At 68.4% G+C, this 25109-nt stretch carries 21 protein-coding genes; 8 read left to right on the forward strand and 13 right to left on the reverse strand.

Translation table 11 applies throughout. The features are described from left to right. Window positions 1–5: 5 nt before the first annotated feature. On the reverse strand, window positions 6–1787 hold the full coding sequence (gene aspS, locus AC1MED_RS09910; RefSeq protein WP_479783154.1) for an aspartate--tRNA ligase: 1782 nt from the start codon (window positions 1785–1787) through the stop codon (window positions 6–8). Between the two features lie 96 nt (window positions 1788–1883). Here aspS and AC1MED_RS09915 point away from each other — a divergent pair, with 96 nt between their 5' ends. Next, window positions 1884–3182, forward strand: a complete 1299-nt coding sequence (locus AC1MED_RS09915) for an APC family permease (protein WP_479783155.1) — start codon at window positions 1884–1886, stop codon at window positions 3180–3182. Window positions 3183–3228: 46 nt separating this feature from the next. Here AC1MED_RS09915 and hisS read toward each other — a convergent pair whose 3' ends face one another. Then, the gene (gene hisS / locus AC1MED_RS09920) at window positions 3229–4593 is read right to left on the reverse strand and encodes a histidine--tRNA ligase (protein ID WP_479783156.1); all 1365 of its coding nucleotides are present in this window, start codon (window positions 4591–4593) and stop codon (window positions 3229–3231) included. A 221-nt stretch (window positions 4594–4814) separates the two neighbouring features. Here hisS and AC1MED_RS09925 point away from each other — a divergent pair, with 221 nt between their 5' ends. The 3 genes from AC1MED_RS09925 (at window position 4815) to AC1MED_RS09935 (ending at window position 8081) form a co-directional block, all read left to right on the forward strand. Beyond that, window positions 4815–5621, forward strand: a complete 807-nt coding sequence (locus AC1MED_RS09925; RefSeq protein WP_479783157.1) for a peptidylprolyl isomerase — start codon at window positions 4815–4817, stop codon at window positions 5619–5621. A 61-nt stretch (window positions 5622–5682) separates the two neighbouring features. Continuing rightward, a complete protein-coding gene (locus AC1MED_RS09930) occupies window positions 5683–7251 on the forward strand; it encodes a DUF349 domain-containing protein (protein ID WP_479783158.1) in 1569 nt (522 codons plus the stop codon). Between the two features lie 215 nt (window positions 7252–7466). Continuing rightward, complete coding sequence (locus AC1MED_RS09935) at window positions 7467–8081, forward strand: hypothetical protein (protein ID WP_479783159.1); 615 nt, start codon at window positions 7467–7469, stop codon at window positions 8079–8081. On the opposite strand, the gene AC1MED_RS09940 is transcribed toward AC1MED_RS09935, so the two are convergent. From AC1MED_RS09940 to pdxT, 9 genes are all read right to left on the reverse strand, one after another. Further along, a complete protein-coding gene (locus AC1MED_RS09940) occupies window positions 8078–10471 on the reverse strand; it encodes a RelA/SpoT family protein (RefSeq protein WP_479783160.1) in 2394 nt (797 codons plus the stop codon). The two genes, AC1MED_RS09935 and AC1MED_RS09940, sit on opposite strands and share 4 nt — an antisense overlap. A 145-nt stretch (window positions 10472–10616) precedes the next feature. Then, on the reverse strand, window positions 10617–11624 hold the full coding sequence (gene secF, locus AC1MED_RS09945; protein WP_346960886.1) for a protein translocase subunit SecF: 1008 nt from the start codon (window positions 11622–11624) through the stop codon (window positions 10617–10619). Beyond that, window positions 11625–13385 carry a protein translocase subunit SecD gene (gene secD, locus AC1MED_RS09950; RefSeq protein ID WP_346960887.1) on the reverse strand — a complete coding sequence of 587 codons (1761 nt, stop codon included), beginning with the start codon at window positions 13383–13385 and terminating at the stop codon, window positions 11625–11627. A gap of 106 nt (window positions 13386–13491) precedes the next feature. Beyond that, window positions 13492–13920 carry a preprotein translocase subunit YajC gene (yajC, locus tag AC1MED_RS09955; protein ID WP_346960888.1) on the reverse strand — a complete coding sequence of 143 codons (429 nt, stop codon included), beginning with the start codon at window positions 13918–13920 and terminating at the stop codon, window positions 13492–13494. A gap of 213 nt (window positions 13921–14133) precedes the next feature. After that, entirely contained in the window at window positions 14134–15255 is a 1122-nt protein-coding gene (gene ruvB, locus AC1MED_RS09960; RefSeq protein ID WP_479783161.1) for a Holliday junction branch migration DNA helicase RuvB, read from the reverse strand. Then, window positions 15248–15892 (reverse strand): Holliday junction branch migration protein RuvA, encoded by a 645-nt coding sequence (ruvA, locus tag AC1MED_RS09965; RefSeq protein ID WP_479783162.1) that lies wholly within the window; start codon window positions 15890–15892, stop codon window positions 15248–15250. The genes ruvB and ruvA overlap by 8 nt, the downstream gene beginning before the upstream one ends. A gap of 83 nt (window positions 15893–15975) precedes the next feature. Beyond that, a complete protein-coding gene (ruvC, locus tag AC1MED_RS09970) occupies window positions 15976–16554 on the reverse strand; it encodes a crossover junction endodeoxyribonuclease RuvC (protein ID WP_479783163.1) in 579 nt (192 codons plus the stop codon). After that, window positions 16551–17306 carry a YebC/PmpR family DNA-binding transcriptional regulator gene (locus tag AC1MED_RS09975; RefSeq protein ID WP_146337452.1) on the reverse strand — a complete coding sequence of 252 codons (756 nt, stop codon included), beginning with the start codon at window positions 17304–17306 and terminating at the stop codon, window positions 16551–16553. Before AC1MED_RS09975 ends, ruvC begins: the two co-directional genes overlap by 4 nt. Window positions 17307–17309: 3 nt before the next feature. Continuing rightward, window positions 17310–18011: a pyridoxal 5'-phosphate synthase glutaminase subunit PdxT gene (pdxT, locus tag AC1MED_RS09980; protein WP_479783165.1), complete on the reverse strand. Its 702-nt coding sequence runs from the start codon at window positions 18009–18011 to the stop codon at window positions 17310–17312. 92 nt (window positions 18012–18103) lie between these two features. On the opposite strand from pdxT, the gene AC1MED_RS09985 reads away from it, so the two are divergent. The 3 genes from AC1MED_RS09985 to AC1MED_RS09995 all read left to right on the forward strand — a co-directional run bounded on the left by AC1MED_RS09985 (window position 18104) and on the right by AC1MED_RS09995 (window position 20738). Continuing rightward, window positions 18104–19408, forward strand: a complete 1305-nt coding sequence (locus tag AC1MED_RS09985; RefSeq protein ID WP_479783166.1) for a MurT ligase domain-containing protein — start codon at window positions 18104–18106, stop codon at window positions 19406–19408. A gap of 116 nt (window positions 19409–19524) precedes the next feature. Beyond that, on the forward strand, window positions 19525–20202 hold the full coding sequence (locus tag AC1MED_RS09990; protein WP_479786645.1) for a type 1 glutamine amidotransferase: 678 nt from the start codon (window positions 19525–19527) through the stop codon (window positions 20200–20202). Window positions 20203–20231: 29 nt separating this feature from the next. Beyond that, on the forward strand, window positions 20232–20738 hold the full coding sequence (locus tag AC1MED_RS09995; protein ID WP_479783167.1) for a GNAT family N-acetyltransferase: 507 nt from the start codon (window positions 20232–20234) through the stop codon (window positions 20736–20738). A 29-nt stretch (window positions 20739–20767) separates the two neighbouring features. Here AC1MED_RS09995 and AC1MED_RS10000 read toward each other — a convergent pair whose 3' ends face one another. Both AC1MED_RS10000 and AC1MED_RS10005 read right to left on the reverse strand, forming a co-directional pair. Further along, complete coding sequence (locus AC1MED_RS10000; protein ID WP_479783168.1) at window positions 20768–21595, reverse strand: alpha/beta fold hydrolase; 828 nt, start codon at window positions 21593–21595, stop codon at window positions 20768–20770. Between the two features lie 38 nt (window positions 21596–21633). Beyond that, window positions 21634–22935 carry a CapA family protein gene (locus AC1MED_RS10005; RefSeq protein ID WP_479783169.1) on the reverse strand — a complete coding sequence of 434 codons (1302 nt, stop codon included), beginning with the start codon at window positions 22933–22935 and terminating at the stop codon, window positions 21634–21636. An 81-nt stretch (window positions 22936–23016) separates the two neighbouring features. Here AC1MED_RS10005 and AC1MED_RS10010 point away from each other — a divergent pair, with 81 nt between their 5' ends. Beyond that, entirely contained in the window at window positions 23017–25029 is a 2013-nt protein-coding gene (locus tag AC1MED_RS10010; RefSeq protein ID WP_479783170.1) for a M3 family metallopeptidase, read from the forward strand. The last annotated feature ends 80 nt before the right edge of the window (window positions 25030–25109 follow it).

The following is a 25109-nucleotide window of genomic DNA, read 5'->3' on the forward strand; positions in this document are numbered from 1 at the left end:
TCAGGCTACTTGGTGCCGTCGTCCTTCTTGTCCTGCGGCTTGAAGTCGACGCCGGCTTCCTTGCGCTGCTGCGCGGTGATGGGCGCGGGCGCCTGGGTCAGCGGGTCGTAGCCGCCGCCGGACTTCGGGAACGCGATGACGTCGCGGATCGAGTCCACGCCGGCGAGCAGCGAGACCACACGGTCCCAGCCGAACGCGATGCCGCCGTGCGGGGGCGCGCCGAACTTGAAGCCCTCCAGCAGGAAGCCGAACTTCTCCTGGGCATCCTCGTGGGAGAGGCCCATGACCTTGAAGACGCGCTCCTGGATGTCGCCCTGGTGGATACGGATGGAGCCGCCGCCGATTTCGTTGCCGTTGCAGACAATGTCGTAGGCGTAGGCCAGCGCCGTTTCCGGATCGGTGTCGAAGCTGTCCATGAATTCCGGCTTGGGCGAGGTGAAGGCGTGGTGCACGGCCGTCCACTTGCCGCCGCCGACAGTGACGTCGCCGGACGCGACGGCCGCTGCCGCCGGTTCGAACATCGGCGCGTCAACCACCCAGCAGAACGCCCAGTCACTCGGGTTGATCAGGCCGGTGCGGTGGCCGATCTCAACCCGGGCGGCGCCGAGCAGGGCACGGGACGGGGTCTTCTCGCCGGCGGCGAAGAAGATGCAGTCGCCCGGCTTGGCGCCGACGGCGTCGGCGAGGCCGGCGCGTTCAGTCTCGGTCAGATTCTTGGCCACGGGCCCGGCAAGTTCGCCGTCCTCCTTGAACAGGACGTAGGCCAGGCCCTTGGCACCGCGCTGCTTCGCCCATTCCTGCCAGGCGTCGAGGGCCCGGCGGGCCTGCGAGGCGCCGCCGGGCATCACCACGGCGCCGACGTAGGGGGCCTTGAAGACGCCGAAGTTGGTGTCCTTGAAGAACTCGGTGAGCTCGGTCAGCTCCAGGCCGAAGCGCAGGTCCGGCTTGTCCGAGCCGTAGCGGGCCATCGCGTCGTTGTAGGTGATGCGCTGGATCGGGGTGGGGATCTCGACGTCGATCAGCTTCCACAGCGCCTTCACGATGCTCTCGCCGAGGCCGATGATGTCATCCTGCTCCACGAAGCTGGCTTCGATGTCGAGCTGGGTGAACTCCGGCTGGCGGTCCGCGCGGAAGTCCTCGTCACGGTAGCAGCGGGCGATCTGGTAGTACTTCTCGAAGCCGCCGACCTGCAGGAGCTGCTTGAACAGCTGCGGCGACTGCGGCAGCGCGTACCAGGAACCCGGCGCGAGGCGCGCGGGGACGACGAAGTCGCGGGCGCCTTCCGGCGTCGAACGGGTCAGCGTGGGCGTCTCGATCTCGACGTAGCCGTCCTGGTGCAGCAGCTCGCGGGCCACCCGGTTGGCCTCGGAGCGCAGGCGCAGGTTGCGGGCGGGGCCGGGGCGGCGCAGGTCCAGGTAGCGGTGCTTGAGGCGGGCTTCCTCGCCGACTTCAACGTGCTCGTCAATCTGGAACGGCAGCGGGTCGGAGGTGTTGAGGATGGTGACCTTCTCGGCCATGACCTCGATCTCGCCGGTGGCCAGCGCCGGGTTCTCATTGCCCTCGGGCCGCTTGGAGACGGTGCCGATCACCTGCAGCACGAACTCGTTGCGCAGGCCGTGAAAGACCTCTTCTTCGCGGACAACCACCTGGGCGACGCCCGAAGCGTCGCGCAGGTCCACGAATGCGACACCACCGTGGTCACGACGCCGGCCGACCCAGCCGGCGAGGGTTACGGTTTGTCCAATGTGCTCGGAGCGAAGGGATCCGAGGTCGTGTGTGCGCAGCACAGCTCGCCTTTCAGAAGGAAAACAGGGTGGTGTTAAATAGGACCGCTACGGGAACGGTCCCGTTCGAGTTTACCCGTTGGAAAGGCCCCACCCGCCATGGCAAGCCCTCCGCCGACCCCCAAGCAGCTGCAGCGCCGCCTGGGCGTCCTTGATTCCACCGCGATCGGCCTGGGCTCGATGCTGGGTGCGGGCGTGTTCGTGGTCTTCTCCCCCGCCGCGGCCCTCGCCGGGCCGCTGCTGACCGTCGCGGTGGCCGTGGCCGGCCTGGTGGCCTACTGCAATGCCGTGGCCTCGGCGCAGCTGGCTTCCCGGTATCCCTCCAGCGGCGGCACCTACGTGTACGGCCGCCGGCAACTGGGCGAATGGCCGGGGTTCATCGCCGGTTGGGGGTTCGTGACGGGCAAAACGGCCTCCTGCGCGGCGATGGCACTGACCTTCGGGCACTACGTCGCGCCGGGCTTCGCCACCCCGGTGGCGGTGGCCGCCGTCGTGGTGTTGACCGGCGTGAACCTGCTCGGTATCACCCGGACGGCCCTGCTGACCAGGATCCTGCTTGCCGTGGTGCTGGCCACCCTCGCGTTTGTAGCGGCAGCCTCGCTCATCGGCCCGCACCCGGCAGGCGCCCCCGCGGCAATGGGCGGGGCGTTCGGAGCGATTCCGGGTGGCACCGGAAACGCCTGGGGCGTGCTGCCCGCGGCCGGGCTGATGTTCTTTGCCTTCGCCGGGTACGCCCGGATCGCCACCCTGGGCGAGGAGGTCAAGGACCCCGCCACCACCATCCCGCGGGCCATCCTGGCCGCTCTCGGCGGGTCCTTCGTGATCTACCTCGGACTCGCGGCCCTGCTGCAGTGGCACCTGCCGGCCGGCCTGCTGGCCGGTTCCTCCGCGCCGCTGCTGGACACGGTGACCAACTCGGCGCTGCAGGCCGGCAGCCCGGTGGTGCAGGCGGGATCAGCCGCCGCTTGCCTCGGCGCGCTGCTGGCGCTGATTACCGGCGTGGGCCGGACCACCATGGCGATGGCACGGGAGCGCGACCTGCCCGCTCCGCTGGCCCGGGTCGGCGGGGCGCACACCGTCCCGTACGTGGCCGAGCTGACCGTCGCGGCCGCCGTGATCGTGCTGCTGCTGACCACGAACGTGCTGACGGTGGTGGGTTTCTCCAGCTTCGGCGTATTGGTCTACTACGCCGTGGCGAATGCCGCGGCCTTCACCCTGACCGGCCGCCGCCGGCTGGCGCCGCGCTGGCTCAATGCCCTCGGCTTTGCCGGCTGCGTGGTCCTGGCCCTCACACTGCCGCCCGCCTCGGTGCTGGGCATGGCGGCCGTGCTCGTAGCCGGGATCGCCGGGCGCTTCCTGGTCCTGCGGCGCCGGAAATCCCATCAGACGCCGGCCTAGCGACGCCGGCGTAACAAGGTCCGGCCGGGGCTGAAGCAGAGCCCGCTCAGGCCCGGATGACCCGCACGTGCAGGTCCTCTTCGGCCGGCGACCAGCTGGCCGGATCGGCGTCGGCCTGTTCGCCGGTGCGGATGTCCTTGACCTGGTGTTTGCCGTCGTCGTCGGTGAACCAGACGAACGGGATGCCGCGGCGGTCCGCGAACTTGATCTGCTTGCCGAACTTCTCGGCCTTCGCCGCCACCTCGGTGGCGATCCCGCGCGCGCGCAGCTGCGCGGCGACGTCCTGCGCCGCGCCCCAGCTCTCGTCGTTGGTGAGCGCCACCAGCACCGCGGTCGGCACCGCCCGGGATGCCTTGGCCAGCTCCTGGCTGAGGATCCGGGACACCAGCCGGGTGACGCCGATCGAGAGCCCGACGCCGGGGAACTTCCGGTTGCCCTTGCTGGCCAGCGCGTCGTAGCGGCCGCCGGAGCAGATCGAGCCGAGCTGCTCGTGGCCTACCAGGACGGTTTCGACAACGGTCCCGGTGTAGTAGTCCAGGCCGCGGGCGATGCTGAGGTCCGCAACCACCTTGCCCGGGGCGCGCTGGACGGCGGCGGCGATGACCTGCTCCAGCTCGTTCAAGCCTTCCTCCAGCAGCTCGTTGCTCACGCCCAGCGCCCGGACCTGCTGCACAAACGAGGTGTCCCCGGTGCGGATTCCGGCCAGCTTGAGGGCAGCCTGGGCCTGTTCCTCGGTGGCGCCGAGCTCGGACTTGAGCAGCTCGGCCACCCGGGCCGGGCCGATCTTCTCCAGCTTGTCGATGCTGCGCAGCACCCCGGCGGTGTCGGTCAGGCCGATGCCGTTGTAGAAACCCTCGGCCAGCTTGCGGTTGTTGACCCGGAGCAGGAAGTCCGGAATCGGCAGGGCGCCCAGCGCCTCTGCGATCACCAGCGCGATTTCGACGTCGTAGCGGAACGGCAGTTCGCCGTCGCCGACGATGTCGATGTCCGCCTGCGTGAATTCGCGGGCCCGGCCCTCCTGCGGACGCTCTCCGCGCCAGACCTTCTGGATCTGGTAGCGGCGGAACGGGAACGCCAGGTAGCCGGCGTTCTCCACCACATAGCGGGCAAAGGGCACGGTGAGGTCGAAGTGCAGGGCCAGGGCGTGCGGATCGGCCTTGTGCGAGGCGGCGGTGTTAGTCGCGGCCGCGCCGGCGTCGTCGTCGTCCTGCAGCCGGCTGAGGCCGTAGACCTCTTTGTCGATTTCGCCCTTGCGGAGCAGCTGGCCCACGGTTTCCACGGCACGGGTTTCGATCGAGGAGAAGCCGTGCAGTTCAAAGGTGCGCCGCAGCGTGTCCAGCACATGCAGCTCCACCAGCCGCTCTTCGGGAAGCCACTCGGGGAATCCGGACAGGGAGGCGGTGCGTGCCATGGTGGAATTTTCTCCTCTGATAACGACGGCGGTACAACGGCCGCGGCGTCGCGCGCAGACCGGCCAGTCGTGCATAAACTGTGTGCGGCAGCCAGTTTATGCTTTTTGCCGCGTGCATCTGTAATGCGCGCGGCGGGCGGAGCTGCCGGCAGCTTGCGTGTTGCACCCGGTCCGGCGGCGATGCCGCGGCCCGGTCTGCGGCCCTACAACCAGGAGGACTTTTGGCGGCCAGTTCACGGAGCGCCCGCGAAGCCAAGCGGCGCGTCCAGCAAATGGAGGCAAAGCGTGAGCTCCGCCGGGAGCAGGACAAACGCCGCAAGCGCGACAATATCCTCGCGACCGCCGGTGGTGCGGCCGCCCTGGTCCTCGCCGTTATATTGCAGCTGACGGTGTTTTCCAGCAACCCGAGCGAGGACGAATTTAAGGCCGCGGAGGCCGGGCTGGAGAGCCCGTCGGCTTCCGCCACGCCAGCCCCCGCCGAAACCAACGGGGCGAACATCCCCAAGCCTGAAACCGCGGCGGGCAAGACCTTCAAGGGCACCCTGGCCCTGAACCGCGGCAGCCTGGGCGTCGAACTCGACGGCAGCAAGGCGCCGCAGGCGGCCGCCGTCTTCAAATCGCTCGCGGACCAGAACTTCTACAAGGGCCTCACCTGCCACCGGCTCACCACCGCCGAGTCCTTCGGCGTGCTGCAGTGCGGTTCCAAGAACGGGGACGGCACCGGCGATCCCGCATATACCTGGGGCCCGCTGGAGAACACCCCGGCTGACAACAAGTACCCGGCCGGAACCATCGCCGTGGCACGGACCGGCGGCAACGCGTACGGCAACGGGACACAGTTCTTCATCGTCTACAAGGACACGGTGATCCCGGCGGACGCTGCCGGCGGCTACACAGTGGTCGGCAAGGTCACGTCCGGGCTGGATGTGGTCAGCAAGATTGCGGCGGCCGGTGTCAAACCCGGCGCCAGCGCCACCGACGGCGCACCTGTGGAACCAGTCACGATAGACTCGTTCTCTCTGAAGTAACCAGCCGGGGCCCTCGCGGCCGCGGTGCCGGTATTTCCCTCCAAGCGAAAGACTTCTAGCGGTGACAGACAGTCAGAAATCCGACGAAACAGTGGCAGCAGCTGCCAACGAGACCGAAGCCGAGGTTACGGTGAACGGCGCGGCGAGCGAGCCCACCGCTGCGCCGGCCGACGCCAGCCCGGAGGCTGAGGCGGAACCCCAGGCGACCGACGAACCTGCCGCCGCCCCGGCAGCTGAGGCCGAGCCGGCGCCGGCCCCGGCGCCGGCTGCTGCACCCGCACCACGCCCGGCCCCGTCGCCCGCCGCCTTCGCCGCACGCCCCAAGGCGTCACCGTCCGTTGCCGCGCCGGCCGCCGCCACGGCTTCCAGCGCTACCTCGCTCGCCGAGGCAGCACGCTGGGGCCGCGTCGAGGGCGACGGCCACGTGTTCCTGACCATCGACGGCGGGGAACACCCTGTCGGCCAGTACCCCGGTGTCAGCGACGACGAGGCGTTGGGCTACTTCGCCCGCAAGTACGACGACGTCGTTGCCCAGATCGTGCTGCTTGAGCAGCGCGTCGCTTCCAAGGCTCCGGCCACGGATATGCAGAAGACCGTCACGCACCTGCGTGAAGTGCTGGCCGAGCGGAACATGGTGGGCGACCTCCGCGCCGCCGAGGGACGCCTGGACACGCTGTCCGGCCAGATCACCGAGCTGGAGAAGACGGAGAAGGCCGAGCACGACGCCGTCCGCGCCGCCGAACTCGCTGCCCGCGAAGCGATCGTGGCCGAGGCCGAGGAAATCGCCGGCCACGACCCGGCGCAGATCCAGTGGAAGACTTCCAGCGCGCGGATGAACGAGCTCTTCGAGAGCTGGAAGACCGCACAGAAGAGCGGTGTCCGGCTCGGCCGGAGCAACGAGGACGCGCTCTGGAAGCGGTTCCGCGCCGCCCGCACCGTCTTTGACCGCCACCGCCGGGCCTACTTCTCCCAGCTGGACAGCAACAACTCGGCCGCCAAGGCCGCCAAAGAGAAGCTGATCAGCGAGGCGGAGGCACTGTCCTCGTCGACCGACTGGGGCTTCGCCGCCGGCGAGTACCGCCGCCTGATGGACCAGTGGAAAGCCTCGCCGCGTGCCAGCCGCAAGGATGACGACGCCCTGTGGGCACGTTTCCGGGCCGCGCAGGATGTTTTCTTCACGAACCGCCAGGCGGCCAACGAGGAGATCGACCAGGAGTACGGCGCCAACCTCAAGGTCAAGGAGGCGCTGCTGGTAGAGGCCAACGAGCTGCTTCCGATCAAGGACCTCACAGCGGCCAAGAAGGCACTGCAGTCCATCCGGGACCGCTGGGAGGAAGCCGGCAAGGTTCCCCGGGCGGACATGGGGCGGATCGAAGCCGGTCTGCGGAAGGTGGAGGACGCCGTCCGCCACGCCGAGGACGAAAACTGGAAGCGCTCCAACCCGGAAACCAAGGCCCGCACCAACAGCGCCCTGACGCAGCTGGAAGCGGCCATCGCCGGCCTCAAGGAAGACCTCGCCAAGGCGGAGAAAGCCGGCGACGAGCGCAAGATCAAGGCCGCCCAGGAAGCCCTGGAGGCTCGCCAGGCATGGCTGGAGCAGCTGGAGCGTTCCGCCAGCGAACTCTCCTAACCGCCGCATCCCAGAACAGGCCCCGACCCGGTTATCCACATGACCGGTGCGGGGCCTGTTCCGTGTCCGGGGCCGGGCGGCACGATGGCTGAATGACCCTGCCCCCAGGCCACCCCGCTGCCAGTCCCCCAACCGCCAGTCCCCCGCCCAACGGGCCACCGAGCGTCATTCCGCCGAGCGTTGGTCCCCCTCCCGGCGGGCACGGCGGCGCGCCCGTGCTGTACTCTCCGGGGTCGCTCTTCTCCTGGCCGGAGCTGCAGGCCATGGCGTCCGACGGCGTGCTGACGCAGCTCTCGCAGCGCGCGTACCTGCCTCCCGGCGCCGCGTCCACGCCGCAGCTGCGGGCGCGCGCGGCGGCGTGCACCCTTCCGTCGCCCCTCCGGCAACGCGTGGTGGCGGGACGGATGACAGCCGCCTGGATCTACGGCTGCGCCGGCGAGCCGGACCGGATGGCCCTGCTGGTGGATGCCAGCCGGCGGATTTCGAGCCTCCGCGCCGTCCGCGGCTGCAGTTTCCACGAGGTGCGGCTGGGCCCGTTCGACGTCGTCAGTCTGGGCGGGCTGATGGTTTCCAGTCCGCTGCGGACAGCGGTCGACATCGCCCTCCACGTGGAGCCCGACCGTGCCCTGCCGGCGCTGGCAGCCCTCCTGGCCGCACCGGAACTGGACGTCCGGCTGCGGCTGCTCATCCGCGCGGTCGACGCGACGCCTCGGATGCCGCACAAGAGGTCAGCCCTCGCCAAACTGGCTGCCCTGCTGGACGGGCCCGGATCGGGCACGGGGCACGAATGCCGGCGGCGCACGGCAGGGTTGCCTGGGCCCGAGGGCTAGTTGCGGCGGCGGTTCCCGGTGGTGCGGTACACGTCGAAGACACCGTCGATCCGCCGGACGGCGCTGAGCACGTGACTCAGATACTTCGGATCGCCCATCTCGAAGGCGAACTTGGAGATCGCCACCCGGTCGGTGGAGGTGTGCACGCTGGCGGCCAGGATGTTGACGTGGTTCTCGGACAGGACACGGGTGACGTCGGAGAGCAACGACTTCCGGTCCAGCGCCTCGACCTGGATTTCGACCAGGAACACGCTGGACTGGGTCGGCGCCCACTCGACGTCGACAATCCGGTCCGGCTGGTCCATCAGGCCGGACACGTTGGTGCAGTCGGTCCGGTGTACCGAGACGCCGGAGCCCCGTGTGACGAAGCCCAGGATGGGATCCGGCGGCACCGGGGTGCAGCAGCGAGCCAGTTTCACCCAGACGTCGTCGACGCCGCGGACCACAACTCCCGAGTCGGAGTACCGGGCTTTGCTGACCTGGGCCGGGATGGAAACCTCGGTGAGGTCATCCTCGGGGGTGTCGTTGCCGCCGAGGCTTTCGACCAGCCGCTCCATCACGGACTGTGCCGACGTGTGGCCGTCGCCCACGCCCGCGTAGAGCCCGGAAATGTCCGTGTACTTGAAGTCCTCGGCGATCGCGGCGAGGGCGTCGTGTGTCATCAGGCGCTGCAGCGGAAGGTTCTGCTTGCGCATCGCCTTGGTCAGCAGCTCCTTGCCGCGGTCGATCGCTTCTTCGCGGCGTTCCTTGCTGAACCACTGCCGGATCTTGTTGCGCGCCCGGGCGCTCTTGACGAAGTGCTGCCAGTCCTGGCTAGGGCCGGCGCCTTCGGCCTTGGAGGTGAAGATCTCAACCCAGTCGCCGTGGTTCAGTTCACTGTTTAGCGGGACCAGTTTGCCGTTGACGCGCGCACCGATGGTCCGGTGACCCACCTCGGTGTGCACCGCGTAGGCGAAGTCCACCGGCGTCGAACCTGCCGGCAGGGCCATGACCTCGCCCTTGGGCGTGAACACGAACACCTCGCGGGCATTGATCTCGAAGCGCAGCGAGTCGAGGAACTCACCAGGATCAGAGGTCTCCTGCTGCCAGTCCACGAGGGAGCGGAGCCAGCCCATGTCGCCGTCCCGCGGGCTGCCCGGCCCTGCCGCGGTGCGGTTGGGCTGGTCCTTGTACTTCCAGTGCGCCGCGACGCCGTATTCGGCGCGCCGGTGCATCTCGTGGGTCCTGATCTGGATCTCCACCGGCTTGCCGCCCGGGCCGATCACCGTGGTGTGCAGCGACTGATACATGTTGAACTTGGGCATCGCGATGTAGTCCTTGAACCGGCCGGGAAGCGGGTTCCAGCGCGAGTGCATGGCACCGAGGGCGGCGTAACAGTCCCGCACCGAGTCGACGAGCACACGGACACCCATCAGGTCGTTGATGTCGTCGAAGTCCTTATCCCGGACGATCATCTTCTGGTAGATGGAGTAGTAGTGCTTGGGTCGGCCGGTGATGGTGGCCTTGATCTTGGCCGCGCGCAGATCCTCGGTGATCTGGTTGCGGATCACGGCGAGGTTCTTCTCCCGCTCGGGGGTCCGGTCCCCCACCATCCGGACGATTTCCTCGTAGACCTTGGGATACAGCGCTGCGAAGGAGAGGTCCTCGAGTTCCCATTTGATCGTGTTCATGCCGAGCCGGTGGGCCAGCGGCGCGAAGATTTCCAGGGTTTCCCGGGCCTTGCGGGCCGAGGACTCGGCCGAGACGAAACGCCAGGTGCGGGCGTTGTGCAGCCGGTCGGCGAGCTTGATCATCAGGACGCGGATGTCTTTGGCCATAGCGACGACCATTTTGCGCACGGTCTCGGACTGGGCGGCTTCGCCGAAGCTGACCTTGTCCAGCTTGGTCACGCCGTCGACCAGCATGGCGACTTCGGGCCCGAATTCGCCCTTGAGATCCTCCAGCGTGTACGAGGTGTCCTCGACGGTATCGTGCAGCAGCGCGGCCGCCAGGGTCGTCCCGCTCAGTCCCAGCTCGGCGAGGATGGTGGCCACGGCCACGGGGTGCGTGATGTAGGGGTCGCCGCTCTTGCGCTTTTGTCCGCGGTGGCAGCGTTCGGCGACGACGAACGCCCGCTGGATCAGTTCGAAGTCATCCTTGGGGTTGTTGGCGCGCACGGTGCGCAGCAGCGGCTCCAGGATGGGCGAATAGGCCGGCGTTCCGCGGCCCGTCAGCCGCGCCAGCCGGGAGCGGGTGCGTTCGCGGCGTCCCGGAAAGGTGGGCCGGGTTCCGGAGTTATCGACGGGCACTGCGGCGTCCGGGCGTCCGGCAGCCACCACACCAGTCTGTGACCCCTGGGCGGTAGCCTTATCCGCCGGGGCTGCAGGCACCGGCGTCGAACGTTCTTCCAATGAAGCACCTCTCAAACCCGTTAATTATTCAAGTCTATTCCCGGAGCCGGATACTTCGATAACCGGCGGCCAACGTCCGACGGGCCGGCGAACGTCGCAGGGACGTTCGCCGGCCCGTCGGGCGGCTGCGGCGGGGCCTCTTCGGCTAGGCCGTGGCGGGTGCCGCCTTGGCGGTATTCTCCGAGCGGCGCTGCTGCACACGCTTGGCCTGCTTGATCAAGTCCGGCTCACCCTGGCGCAACCAGGCATAGAGCGGGGCCGCCACGAAGATGGTCGCGGCGGTACCGATCAGGATGCCCACGAACAACGCCAGCGAGAGGTCGCGCAGCGTTCCCGCGCCGAGCAGGCCGGCCCCGATGAAGAGGATGGCGCCGACCGGCAGGATGGCCACCATCATGGTGTTGATGGAACGCACCAGGGTCTGGTTGACGGCGAGGTTGACCTCCTCGGCGAAGGTGCGCCGGGTGGAGGCCTGCAGGTCCGCGGTGTTTTCCCGGATCTTGTCGAAGACCACCACGGTGTCGTACAGCGAGTAGCTGAGCACCGTGAGGAAGCCGATGATGGCCGAGGGGGTCACCTCGAAGTCGCTCAGCGAGTACACCCCGGCGGTGATGAACATTGTCACCACCATGCCGGCCAGGGCGGACAGCGACATCTTCCAGGTCCGGAAGTACAGCGCCATCAGCACCGCGGCGAGGCCGACGAAGATCGCCAGGCCGAGCAGCGCCTGCTTGGTCACGTCCGCGCCCCAGGTCGGGCCCACGAAGGTGGACGTCACCTCGTTATCGGTCACGCCGTAGGCCTTGGTGAGGCCTTCCTTGATCCGGAGCGTCTCATCGTCGCTGAGCTTGTCCGTCTGGATGCGCATGGTGTTGCCGGCGACGTTGGCGACGCGCGGCAGGCTGCCGGGGACGACGTTATCGACGGCCTTTTCACCGAGGGCGGCGTCGCGGTCCTTGACGTTGGACACCGTGAACTCGGACCCGCCGCGGAACTCGATGCCCAGGTTGAAGCCGCCCTTGGCGACCGGCAGCAGGATGGACAGCGCAACAGCGACAGCGGCGATCAGGAACCAGATCTTCTTGGATCCGACGAAGTCGTATGAGCGCTTGCCCGTGTAAAGCTCGTTACCGAACGTAGCGAAGCTGGCCATTTACTTGCCCTCCTTGGACGTGCTCTTGGAGGAACCGGCAAGCTGTTCCTGCCTTTCCGCGAGGCGTCGTTCTGCAATGGTCATGCGGCGTTCGGCCTCGGCCGCGGCGCCGGTGTTCTTGGCGCGGGGGGCCACCACCGGCTTGTCCTCCGGGGTGCGGATCCGTCCGGCACCCCGGTACAGGGGCACGGCACCGAGCCGCTTCGGGTCCAGGCCCGAGAACTTGTGGCCTTCACCGAAGAACTTGGTGCGGGCCAGCAGCTGCAGGGTCGGATGGGTGAACATAAACACGACGATCAAGTCGGCGATCGCGGTCAGGCCCAGGGTGAACGCGAAGCCGCGGACGTTGCCCACCGCTACGAAGTAGAGCACCAGCGCGGCCAGCAGGTTGACGGCCTTGGAGGCCAGGACGGTCCGCTTGGCGCGCTTCCAGCCGTTCTCCACGGCCGAGACCAGGCCGCGGCCCTCCCGGAGTTCGTCACGGATGCGTTCGAAGTAGACGATGAACGAGTCCGCCGTCTGGCCGATGGCCACGATGATGCCGGCCACGCCGGCCAGCGAGAGACGGTAGTTTTCCGTCCAGCCCAGGATCGCGATGGCCAGGTAGGTCAGCGCACCGGCGACGACAAGCGAGGCGACGGTGACGAAGCCGAGGGCGCGGTACTGGAACAGCGAGTAGACCACCACCAGCAGCAGGCCGATCAGGCCGGCCAGCATGCCCATCCGGAGCTGCTCGCCGCCGAGGGTCGCCGAGATTTGCTGTTCGCTCTGGATGTCGAAGCTGATCGGCAGCGCACCGAAGCGCAGCTGGTCGGAGAGCGCCTTCGCGGACTGCTCGGTGAAACCGCCGGTGATCTGCGGACGGCCGTCGGTGATGACAGCCTGGGACCGCGGCGCGGAGATGACCTGGTCATCGAGCACAATGGCGAACTGCGCCTTGGGGTCCGATCCGGTCTCGCCCCCGGCGTCGACGTAGAACTTGTTCAGCCGTTCGGTGATCGTCTTGAACTTGGCGGTTCCCTCCTCGTCGAACTGGATGTCAACGGCCCACTCATTGGTCACCGCGCCTTGCGCACCGCGCTGCAGCTGGAAGGAGGAGGACTTGATGTTGGAACCCTTGACCTCCACCGGCCCGAGGATGTACTTGATCGCGGGACGGCCGTCGGCGGCGGGCTCGCAGGTCACCAGCGGCTTGGCCGGATCGGAGCGTTCCTGCTTGTCCTGGGACGGGTTGTCGCAGTCCAGCGCCTCGAACTTCTTGTAGACGTCCGCGGTAACCCAGTTCTCATCGCTGCTGTTCTTCGGCGCGGCGGTCGGCTTGGGCAGCTTCGCCTCAGGGGTCCGGGACGCGACCGGGACAGCCGCGCCGGCGCCGGCCTGGATGACCGGGCGGAAGTTCATGTCGGCGGACGCCTGGATCAGCTTGCGCGTCTCCTTGGACGGAGTTCCCGGGAGGCTGACGACGACGTTGCGGCCGGACTGCGTGCTGATCTCGGCTTCCGCGACGCCGGAGCCGTCCACGCGCTGGCGGATGATCGCCACGGCCTGGTTGAGCTGTTCTTCGTTAATGTCCGAACCGCCCGCCACCTTGGGCGCCAGGATCATCTGGGTGCCGCCTTCAAGGTCCAGGGCAAGCTTCGGAGCCCAGCTCGCCTGCCCGGCCATCGTGCCGCCCGCGAGGACGGCCGTCAGGACGGCGAGAATAACGCCAAGCCAGACCAGCACCCTGAGGGCTGAGTTTTTGGGGCCAGTTCGTGCCATTGTCGATCTTTCTATTGTTGACGGAGGAACCGCCGGTGCAGCCTGTCAGGCCTGCACCGGCGGATGCCCGCGCACCGTAGCTTCGCGGGATAGCTCAGGAGGCAGACTAGCTGTCTTTCTTGCCCTCGTCGTTCAGGCGGCGCAGGGTTTCGTCCGGCGTTTCGGTGCGCTGCACGTCACCGGCGGTGGCGGTGCGGTCGACGCCGTCGACGGTGGCATCGCTCTTGCCGAGGGTCAGCGAGGAGGCGTCGTCGGGAACCACCGTGGGCTCTTCGGCGGCGACAACCGGCTCGACGATCTTGGTGACGGCCTGGCGGTGCACGGTGGCGGTGTTGCCCGGGGAGAGTTCCAGGACAACCTTGTTCTCGGCCTCGTCGATCTCAACGATGCGGCCGAAGAGGCCAAAGCTGGTCATAACGTCAACGCCGGTGCCGAACTTCGACTGGAGCTCCGCCTGCTGCTGCTGCGTCTTCTTGTTGCGGCGGAACATCATGAAGACGAACACGCCGAGCATGACGAACAGGAGAATAGTCATTGGATCCAAGGGGAAAGTTCCGTTCTGTACTTGCAAGCTGGTTTCACAGCAACGTCCGTTCCGTTCCGGGGCCGCCTGGTGTGGACCCCGGCAGTAAACCTGGCAGAAAATCATGCCCGGCCAGCAGCGGCTAGCGGTAGCCGCACACGGAAACAAAGGCCCGAACGTGCCGAGCGTCATACCAGTCTAAAGGGAAAAGGTCACTAGCGAGTGCTATTGACTATTACGGATCCATTCCGGATCGACTTCGCCCTCAGCCTCCGCACCGAAGCCGGCCGGTCCGCCGTCGGCAGCGCCGGCCTGGAACAGGTCCAGCGGATCCTGGCCGAATACCCCGGCTGGCACCGCGAAGCCCAGATGCGTCCAGGCCGGGGCGAGGGCGATCCGGCCGCGGGGCGTCCGGCCCAGCAGGCCCTCCCGGACCAGGTAGGGTTCGGCGACGGTTTCCACCGTTTCGGTTTCCTCGCCGACGGCGATCGCCAGGGTGGACAGGCCCACCGGTCCGCCGCCGAACTTGGTGATCAACGCTTCAAGGACGGCGCGGTCCAGGCGGTCGAGGCCGCGCTTGTCCACCTCGTACATGTCGAGCGCCGCCGAGGCCGCCCGCGCGTCGATCTGTTCGACGCCGTGCACCAGCGCCCAGTCCCGGACACGGCGCAACAGGCGGTTCGCGATGCGGGGCGTGCCCCGGGAGCGGCCGGCAATCTCACTGAACCCGGCCGAGTTGACCTTCAGGTCCAGCAGCCCCGCCGAGCGGCGCAGCACCAGCTCGAGCTCCTCGACGGAGTAGAACTCGAGGTGCCCGGTGAAGCCGAACCTGTCCCGCAGCGGCCCGGGCAGCAGCCCGGCGCGGGTGGTGGCGCCGACCAGGGTGAACGGCGGCAGCTCCAGCGGGATCGCGGTGGCCCCGGCGCCCTTGCCGACGACGATGTCGACGCGGAAGTCCTCCATCGCCATGTAAAGCATTTCTTCGGCGGGCCGCGACATCCGGTGGATCTCGTCGAGGAAGAGGACCTCGCCCTCGGACAACGAGGACAGGATGGCGGCCAGGTCCCCGGCGTGCTGGATCGCCGGGCCGCTGCTGATCCGCAGCGGGGCGTTCATTTCGGCGGCAATAATCATGGACAGCGTGGTCTTGCCCAGGCCGGGCGGGCCGGACAGCAGCACGTGGTCCGCGCTGCGGCCGCGCATCCGGGACGCCTCCAGCACCAGCGAGAGCTGCTTGCGGACCCGGTGCTGGCCCACGAAATCGTGCAGGTTCTTCGGCCGGAGGGCGGCCTCGATCACCCGCTCCTCGGGCTCCTCTCCCCCGGCCACCAGGGACGGCTCAGCCACGGGCGCCTACCCGGTTTCCGGCGCGGGCGCCGTCCTGGCCCAGCCAGCGGAGTGTGGCGCGCAGGATTTCCGCGACGTTACCCTGCTCGGCCAGTTCGGGCGAATCGGCCAGCGACTTGTCGATGCTGGCGGTGGCGTCCTTCTCGGACCAGCCCAGGCTGGTCATGGCGGCAACCACCTGCGGCTTCCACACGGCTTCGGCGGACACGGCCGGCGCGGAACCTGCGGGGGTGCCGCGCGGGACCAGCTTTCCGGCCAGTTCCAGCACGATCCGGCCGGCCACCTTGGGTCCAATGCCGGGCACCTTGGTGAAGGCCTTGCCGTCGCCCGAGTGCGCGGCGACGCGGATCGCTTCGGGTTCGTGGACGGCCAGGACCGCCAGCGCCAGACGCGGACCGACGCCGCTGACGCTGAGCAGCACGTCAAAGACCTCGCGTTCGTCGTCGCTGGAGAAGCCGAAGAGGGTCAGCGAGTCTTCGCGCACGATCAGGGAAGTGAAGAGCTTGCCTTCATCCCCGACGCGGAGTTTGCTGAGGGTCTGCGGCGTCGCGTTGACGCTCATACCGGCGCCGTTGAGGTCGATCACTGCCGAGGACAGGCCAACATGCGCTACGGTTCCGCGGAGAAAACTGATCAAGGCCTGGCTCCTGGGTTTACGGCTGGGTTTGCAGCCGGCTATCCGAACATATCTACGAATACCCTAGCAAGCGCCCCGGACATTCAGCGCGCGCGGCGCGCTTTGGCCTCCGCGTCGGCCCAGGCGCGCTGGGCCGGGGTGAGGGATTGGCTGCCCGGCCCTGTGGTGGCCACCGCGGCACCACTGCCGGCCCGCCACGCGTGCGTGATGGCCAGGGCCAGCGCATCGGCGGCGTCGGCGGGCCGCGGCGGTGCGTCCAGGCGCAGGATCTTGGTGACGAGCTTCGTGACGGCGTCCTTGTTGGACGTGCCGCTGCCGGTCACGGCGGCTTTGACCTCCGACGGCGTGTGCAACGCCACCGGGATGCCGCGCCGCGCGGCTGCGGCGATCACCACGCCGGAGGCCTGGGCGACGCCCATGACCGTGCTGACGTTGAGCTGGGAGAAGACGCGTTCGACTGCGAGGACCTGCGGGTTGTACCGGTCCAGCCAGTCATCGATCGAGGTGGCAATGACGAGCAGCCGCTGGTCCAGGCTCTCCTCCGGAGAGGTACCGACCACGCCGAAGGCCACCATGGTGGCGCGCCGGTTCTTCTCGACGTCCACGACGCCGATCCCGCAGCGGGTGAGGCCCGGATCGACGCCGAGGACGCGAAGGGTCACTCGGCTTCCAGTGCGGCCTGCACTTCGTCGCTGAGGTCGGCGTTGCTGTAGACGTTCTGCACGTCGTCGAGCTCTTCGAGGGCATCCACGAGCTTCATGAACTTCTTGGCGGCGTCGAGGTCCAGCGGCACCTGCATGGAGGGCACGAACTCGGCCTCGTCGGTGTCGTAGTCGATTCCGGCTTCCTTGAGCGCATCCCGGATGGCCTGCAGGTCGGTCGGTTCGGAGTGGATCTCGAAGCTCTCGCCGTTGTCCTTGACTTCCTCGGCGCCGGCGTCGAGGACCGCCATCAGCACATCGTCCTCGGTCAGGCCGTTCTTCGGCAGCGACACGACGCCCTTGCGGGAGAAGAGGTAGCTGACCGAACCGGGATCGGCGATGGTGCCGCCGTTGCGGGAGATAGCGAGCCGGACCTCGGAGGCGGCGCGGTTCTTGTTGTCCGTGAGGCACTCGATCAGGAGGGCCGAGCCCTGCGGGCCGCGGCACTCGTACATGATCTCGGTGTAGTCCACGACTTCGCCGGTGAGGCCGGCGCCGCGCTTGATGGCGCGGTCGATGTTGTCGGCGGGGACCGAGGTCTTTTTGGCCTTGGTGACGGCGAGTTCGAGGCTCGGGTTACCGGCGAGGTCGGGGCCGCCCATGCGCGCGGCAACTTCGATGTTCTTGATCAGCTTGGCGAACGACTTGGCCCGGCGGCTGTCCAGGATGGCCTTTTTATGCTTGGTCGTCGCCCATTTGGAGTGGCCTGACATGCTTTACGCTTCTCCTCTGATCATTCGAATAAACAGTTCATGCACGCGCTTCTCCCCCGTTACTTCCGGGTGGAAGGAGGTGGCCAGCAGCTTGCCGGAACGCACAGCAACAATTCTAGCCGTCCCGTCGAGGGATTCCGGGTGGCCGGCCCTGGATGGTTCCACCTTTGCCAGGACTTCGATGCCCGCGCCGACGCGTTCCACCCACGGTCCGCGGATGAACACAGCGTGGACCGGGTCGACGCCGGACTCGCCCGCGCTGAACTCCAGGCCCTTGAAATCAAGGTCGGTTTCGAACGATTCGCGCTGCCGGCCGAAAGCGTTGCGGCGGACCGTGATGTCGAGGCCGCCGAAGGTCTGCTGCGGGTTCCCGGCCAGGTCGGTGGCGGGGTCGGCGATCTCGTTGGCCAGCAGGATCATGCCGGCGCAGGAACCGTAGACGGGCAGCCCGGCGCGGATGCTCTCGCGCAGCGGGTCGCGGAGCTCGAAGATCCTGGCGAGCTTGTCGATCGTCGTCGACTCCCCGCCCGGGATGATGAGCCCGTTCAGGCCGTCCAGCTCGGCGGGGCGGCGGACGCCGATGCCGGCGGCGCCGGCGGCCTCCACTACGTGCAGGTGTTCACGGAAGTCGCCCTGGAGTGCCAGGACGCCGATCCGGAGGCCGGATCCCACGCGGGAGCCAGGCAAAGAAAGGGGGGTGGTCATCCCGCCAGCATAATGCGCCGGGCTGCCGGGGGCCGCACCGGGGAGTGCCGCCGGGCCGGGTTCCATGCCGCCGCTGGGATATATTACAAAGCATGCTCTACTTCAGCGTTCCGCTCGGCAAGTTCGTCCGCCGGGTCTCCCGGCTCCGGGGCGGAGGCTCTGCGCTCCCCGGCCTGGTGGTCGAAAAATTAGACCCCGGCTTTATGCAACGGACGCTGTCCACGCTGCCGCTGGGCGTCGCCGTCGTCAGCGGCACGAACGGCAAGACGACCACCACGAAGATGGTGGTGGAGCTGCTGGAAAGCCAGGGCCTGAAGGTCTTCACCAACCGCACCGGCAGCAACTTCACCCGGGGCGTGGCCGCCGCGCTGCTCGGCGAGGTGGACTGGCGGGGCCGGCTCGATGCCGACGTCGCTGTCCTGGAACTGGACGAGGCGCACGCGGTGCACTTCGTCAACAAGGTCCCGCCGCGCTACTGCCTGCTGCTGAACGTGCTGCGCGACCAGCTGGACCGCTTCGGCGAGATCGACAAGACCGCCGAACTGCTGCAGCACATCGCCGCCAAGACCACCGGGACCGTCGTCCTGAACCGCGAGGACCCGCGCGTCGCCCGCATCGCGGACACGCTCGAAACAGCCACGGCCGGCGGCCCCGAGGTCCGCTATTTCGGCCTCGACGATTCGCTGCTCAGCACGTTCCCCAACGACGACGAGATGCGCGCCGCGCCGGGCAGTCCGGTGCCTCCGGCACCGGCCAAACCGGCGGCCGACGTCGTCCTGCGTCGGGTGGGCGCGGACGACGCCGACTTTGAGTACGACGGCGCCACGGTTGGCACCGGGATGAAACTCCGCGGCGTCTACAACATCTTCAACGCGGCGGCGGCGCTGACCCTGGCCCGCGCCATCACGGGCGCCCGCGGTACGGGCACCGACCACGCCGGCCTGCTCAAGGCCCTGGCCAACGTGGCCCCGGCGTTCGGCCGCGGCGAGAGCCTTGTAGTCGACGGGCTTCCGCTGGAACTGGTCCTGGTCAAAAACCCCAGCGGCTTCCGGCTGGGCCTGAAGTCCTTCCCGGCCGCCGGCTACGCCACGATGATCGCCATCAACGACAACTACGCCGACGGCCGGGACATGTCCTGGCTCTGGGACGTCGAATTCGACACCCTCCGTGACGGCGGCGTGGACCAGCTCTCCGGTTCGCGTGCCTACGACATGGCACTGCGGCTGCAGTACGACGACGTCGCAATCGGCGCTGTCGACACGGACATCGCCCCGGCCCTGGCCGCCTTTATCCGCGGGGCCAAGGACAAGCCGAAGCGGATTTTCTGCACCTACACGGCCATGCTGGCCATCCGCCGCGAGCTGTCCAAAATCACCACAGTGGAGGTGGTCTCATGACTCCGGCATCCCCCGAAACCCCGCACGGGCTCTCCTTCGGGCACGAACTGCCGCCCGAGGGGTCCGCCGACCCCGGCAAGGGCACCATCCGCGTGGTCCAGCTCTACCCGCGGGACATGAACATCTACGGCGACTGGGGCAACGCCCTGGTCCTGGCCCAGCGCCTGCGCTGGCACGGCTACACCTCGGAACTGCTTGAATACAACGTCGGCGACGAGTTCCCCGCCGACGTTGACTTGATCGTGGGCGGCGGCGGCCAGGACAGCGGCCAGTTGGTGATCCAGGATGACCTGCTCTCCCGCGAAACTGTCCTCAAGGAGCTCGCCGAGGACGGCACGCCGATGCTGGTGATCTGCGGGCTGTACCAGCTGTTCGGCAAATTCTTCAAGACCAGGACCGGCTCCGTCATCCCGGGCATCGGCATCTTGGACGTGGAGACACACGGCACGGACGAACGGCTGATCGGCAACGTCTCGGTGTCCTCCCCCGAGTTCGGCACGGTGCTCGGTTACGAAAACCACAGCGGCCAGACCACCCTGGGCCCCGGCGTCGCACCGCTGGGTACGACGGCGAAGGGCACCGGCAACAACAGCACCGATGGCCAGGAAGGTGCCCGCTACCGCAACATCGTGGCCAGCTACCTGCACGGCTCGCTGCTGCCGAAAAACCCGGCGCTGGCGGACTTCCTGATCAAGACCGCCGTAGAGCGCAAGTACGGCAGCTTCTCACCCGGCACCCCGGATGACTCCTACGCCGTCCTGGCCCGCGAGCACGCGGCCCGCCGTCCCCGCTGACCCGCTGCTACATGCTCTCGGATGATTCCATGATCGTCATTGCCCGCGACAACCCCGCCCGCCCGGACGTCCGGCGCCTGCTGGACGAACACCTCGCGGACATGTTCGCGACCTCACCGGCCGAGAGCGTGCACGCCCTGGACCCGGACGCGCTGGCCGGACCGGAGATCACTTTCTGGACCGCCCGCGACAGCGCTGCGCCGGGCGCTGCTGGGCTCGACACCGGGGTGCTGCTGGGCTGCGGGGCGCTGAAGGACCTCGGCGATGGCGAGGGCGAAATCAAGTCGATGCGCACCGCGCAGCACGCCCGCGGCCGGGGCGTCGCCGCGCTCCTGCTGGCCGGGATCCTGGACGAGGCCCGGCACCGCGCCTACGGACGCGTGTGCCTGGAAACCGGATCGCAGGAGTTTTTCGCCCCGGCGCGGCGCCTCTACGCCCGGCACGGATTCGTCCCGTGCCCGCCTTTTGCCGGCTACCAGCCGGATCCCAACAGCGTGTTTATGGCCCGCAGCCTTTCGGACGGCCTGCCGGACTGAGAACAGGTGGACGGTGGGCGCCGCCGTCGTCATGCGCCGGCCTCGCTCTTCCGGAGCAGCTCGGCGAACTCCGCCCGGCGCGTCGCCGGCCACCAGTGGCCGCCGTCCACTCGCACCACGCTCAGGTCATCCACCCACGCCTCGAGCCCGTCCACCAGGTGCGGGGACAGGAAGGGGTCCCGCACCGGGACCACCACCAGCACCGGCATGGTGACCCGCACCCGTGCGGTCCGCGGTGCTGGCCGGTCCCGTCGGCCGCGGAAGTTGCTGCGGTAGAGGGCCAGCCCGCGGATGGGGTCGTTGCCGACGCTGCGCTTTGCGCCCCGTTCGTAACGCCGGGTCAGGAACAGCCGCCAGGCAGCCTCGGGCAGCACCGGGACCAGGAACGCCGCGATGTACCAGCTGCGCAGCAGCTGCCCGGCCAGTTGCCGCCAGGACCGGGGGTTGCGGAGCCGGGAGCGCACCCAGCGCGAGAAATGCCCCAGGTCCGGCCCGGAGACGCTGGTGTAGCGGCGGATCATTCCCGCGGCGCGCGGGTCCTGCACGGCGGCCCAGCCCTGGATGGACCCCCAGTCGTGGCCCACCAGATGCACCCCGGCGGCTCCGGCCGCCGCCAGCACCGCAAAGAGGTCGTCCACCAGTGTGGCCAGGGTGAAGTCGCCGGGACTTCCGACGACGGCGGACGCGCCCGCGTTCCGCGTGTCATAGGCGACCATGTGATGCGTCGCCGCCAGCTCCCGGATGACGGGCAGGAACACCCGGTGGTCGTCGGGATAACCGTGTACCAGCAGCAGCGTCGGCACGTCCGGGCCGGGCTGCCGGCCGTATTCAAAGACGGCCAGTTCGGCGCCGCGCACGGCGAGGCTCCGCCGTCGTTCGCTCAGCGTGTCCAGGGCTACCGCTCCTTCGTGATCAGCAGTTCGTGGGCGCCCGCCGCGGCGGCGCCCATCGATTCCACCACGGTCCGCGTCCGCAGCCGGGTGGCGGCGTCCGCGGCGGCACCGGCGCAGGGTCCCTGCGGCGCGTCAGAGGCGACCGAGCACCACCGGTAGGGGTCGCGCACAATGACGGACGGCGCCCAGGCCAGGTCCGAGGCGGACCACTTGCCTGCAGCGTCCTGGCTGAACTGCGCCCGGACCAGCAGCCCCTCGTTGTTCACCACGTACCAGGGCGAGAGTTCGGTGACGCCGTTGCCCAGCCCGTACACGATCCAGGTCCCCTTGTAGCGTTCGATCGGGAGCACCGAGTGGGTGTGGTGGCCATAGATCATGGTGAACTGGCCGCTGTCCACCAGCGCATGCGCCACGCTGCGCTGCTGCTCGTTCGGCGCGCTGGCGTACTCGTCGCCGGCATGCATCACGCCCAGCACGATGTCCGCGCCGAGCGCCCTCGCCTTGCGGGCCTTGGCAATCATCGCGGCAGGATCGAGCATGTCCACCTGCCAGGCGTGTTCCGGGGCCTGCCCGTTCAAACCGTAGGCGCCCTCGATCACGGCGACCTTCGCGGCGGCGGTATTCAGGATCATCACCCCGCGGGAGTCGGCTTCGCTGCGATAGGAGCCGGTGTGCTGCAGTCCGGCCGCATCGAGTGCGTCCAGGGTGCGGACCAGCCCCGCGGTGCCTTGGTCAATGGTGTGGTTACTGGCGGTGGTGCACGCCTGGTAGCCGACCTGCTGGGCAGCGGTGATGATCTGCGGCGGCACGTTGAACGACGGGTAGGCGGAGAACGGGCCGGTCGGTCCGGATACCGGCGTTTCCTGGTGGCAGACCGCGAGGTCGCTCTTTTCGATGTACTTGCGCTGGCCCGCCAGCAGCGGCTCGAAGTCCAGCCCCTTGGCGCCGGTGGCGAGGGCGTCGGCGCGGGCCTGCTCCCAGAGCTGGGCGTGGACCAGCATGTCCCCGGTGACCAGCACCGAGGTGCAGCGGACTTCCTTGCAGGCGGGGCCCTTCCCCGGCGTCGGCGTCGGGGTGGGGGTGGCGGAGGGCGACGTGTCCGGAGTGGCCCCCGGGTTCCCCGCCGTGGACCCGGCGCTGCTGCCGGCGGTGGACCCGGCAGAAGTGCCCGCCGACGCCGAGGAAGCCCCGGCGTTGCTGTCCGGGCCGGCGCCGACGCCGCAGGAGACCACGGAAGCGGCGAGGAAAACCGCGGCTGACCCGGCGAGCAGCCGTCCGCGCAGCGCGGGATGAATGGTTCGCATCCCGTAATCTTACGGTGGCGGGGATCACAACACGCTTAGCAGTTCATTGAGAACCGGCCTATTGCATGAAAGAGTTGTTTCATGACCAATCCCCTCTTGAGCCCCAGCACCCTGCCATACGGACTGCCGCCTTTCGCGGACATCGAAGTCCAGCACTACTCCGAAGCCGTAGAGGCCGGCCTCGCCGAGCACCTGGCCGAGATCCAGGCGATTGTGGCGGACCCGGAGCCGGCGACCTTCGAAAACACGGCGCTGGCGATGGAACGCTCAGGTCAGCTGCTGCAGCGGGCCGCGGCGTCGTTCTTTACCCTGGTCTCCGCGGACGCCTCGGACGCCATCCGTGAGCTGGAGACCCGGCTCTCCCCCGCTTTCTCGGCCCACCAGGATGCCGTGTACCTGAACCGGGGCTTGTTCGAGCGCTTCGCCGCCATCAACACCGACCGGCTCGACGCGGAATCCGCCCGACTGGTGGAGGAATACCTCAAGGAGTTCCGCCAGTCCGGCATCCAGCTCGACGAGGCCGGCCAGGAGCGGCTCAAAGCTATCAACGCCGAACTCTCCACGCTGGGTACCGAGTTCGGCCAGCGGGTCAAGGAGGGCATGAAGTCCGCGTCACTGCTGCTGGACGACGCCGCCGAGCTCGCGGGCCTGCCCGCGGACGACGTCGCCAGCGCCGCCGAAGCCGCGCGCACCGCCGGGCATGACGGCAAGTACCTGCTCACCCTGATCCAGCCCAGCAACCAGCCCGCCATGGCCGCCCTGGAGAACCGGGAGGTGCGGCGGCGGCTCTACGAGGCCTCGATCGGCCGCGGCAGCGGCGGCGGCAGCCTCGACGTGCTGGACCTGGTCAAGGACATGGTCCGGCTCCGCGCCGAGAAGGCCGGCCTGCTGGGCTTCGCCAACTTCGCCGAGCTCAGCGTGGACCAGCAGACCGCCCCCGACTTCGAGGCCGTGCAGGCCATGATGAACCGGCTCGCGCCGGCCGCCGTCCGGAATGCCGACGCCGAGGCCGAGGCGCTGGCGGAGGTGGCCGGCCACCCGCTGGAGGCCTGGGACTGGGCCTACTACTCGGCCAAGGTGAAGCGTGAGCGGTATTCCGTAGACGAGCAGGCACTGCGGCCCTACTTCGAGCTGGACCGGGTCCTGAAGGACGGCGTCTTCTTCGCCGCCACCGCCCTGTACGGGATCACGTTCCATGAGCGCACCGATCTGGCCGGCTACCACCCGGACGTCCGGGTCTGGGAGGTCAAGAACTCCGACGGCACGGACCTGGGCCTGTTCCTGGGCGACTACTACACCCGGGACTCAAAGCGCGGCGGGGCGTGGATGAATTCCCTCGTGGAGCAGTCCGGACTGTTGAACACCCGGCCTGTAGTGATCAACAACCTCAACATCTCCAAGCCGCCCGCCGGTGAGCCCACACTGCTGACCCTGGACGAACTGCGGACCACGTTCCACGAATTCGGCCACGCCCTGCACGGCCTCTTCTCCTCGGTCACCTACCCGCGGTTCGCCGGCACCTCCGTGCCCCGCGACTTCGTCGAGTACCCCTCGCAGGTCAACGAGATGTGGATCATGTGGCCGGAAGTGCTGGCGAACTACGCCAAGCACCACGCCACCGGAGAACCGCTGCCGCAGGAAGCCGTGGACAAGCTCAACGACGCAGCGCTCTGGGGCGAGGGCTTCGGCACCACCGAGTACCTTGGCGCGGCACTGCTGGACCTCGCCTGGCATGTCCTCGACGGCTCGGAAATCCCCGAGGACGTGCTGGAGTTCGAGGCCAAGGCCCTGGCAGCGGCGGGGGTGGCGCACAGCCTGATCCCGCCGCGCTACCGCACCGGCTACTTCCAGCACATCTTCGCCGGCGGCTGGTATGCCGCGGGCTACTATTCCTACATCTGGAGCGAGGTGCTCGACGCCGAAACGGTGGAATGGTTCAAGGAAAACGGCGGCCTGACCCGGGCCAACGGCGACTTCTTCCGCGCCGAGCTGCTCTCCCGGGGCAACAGCCGCGACCCGCTCGCGTCCTTCCGCGCCTTCCGAGGCCGCGACGCCGAACTCGAACCACTGCTCAAGCGCCGCGGCCTCGAGTAAAACCAGCAGAACGCAAACGACGGCGGCGAGTCACCCAGGAAGGGTGACTCGCCGCCGTCGTTCAATCAGAAGCGCAAGGC

Source organism: Arthrobacter sp. BI5, assembly GCF_056680065.1.